Consider the following 468-nt stretch of genomic DNA (forward strand, 5'->3'; position numbering starts at 1 on the left):
GTAATGTCATTAATACAAAAATGCCATATTTAATTATAGAAGCTGCTTGGTATGGTGGAAATGGAAACATGTTGTGCCTAGGTTGGGAAGCATGGGCGAAAGAAGAGCACTTTGAAGTAGAGTGGTTCCATGCTTATTCAAAATATCCAGCAGGTTATGGCATTAACACATATGATGGTCCAAATGGAAATTATAAAGGAAATGTAGATGGATCTTATCCATATGGCGTTTTTGCGAGAAAAGATGGTTATATCGATATTGGACAAAATACATGGGTACAAGAAGAACATTTTAATATACGATGAGAATAAAGAGCTACTCTATGAGTGGTTTTTTATTTTTAATCAAGTACGAAGTGGGAAAGAGGTGGTAAAATGGATAGTTTACAAGAGGTGAAGGGTGATGTTCAGGAAATAAGGCAAGATATTAAGGATATACGATTAGAGATTAGAAGTTTAGAAATGCGGA

Annotated in this window: 2 pseudogenes; both read left to right on the top strand. The window is 35.0% G+C overall.

Features of this window, described 5'->3' with window-relative positions:
• A pseudogene (locus tag SB717_RS33650) lies at positions 1-305 on the top strand (M23 family metallopeptidase); the annotation flags it as partial.
• A 69-nt stretch (positions 306-374) separates the two neighbouring features.
• Positions 375-468, top strand: a pseudogene (locus SB717_RS40320) (hemolysin XhlA family protein); the annotation flags it as partial.

Source organism: Priestia sp. SIMBA_032, from assembly GCF_046535215.1.
In the GTDB taxonomy this organism is placed as follows: Bacteria; Bacillota; Bacilli; order Bacillales; family Bacillaceae_H; genus Priestia; species Priestia aryabhattai.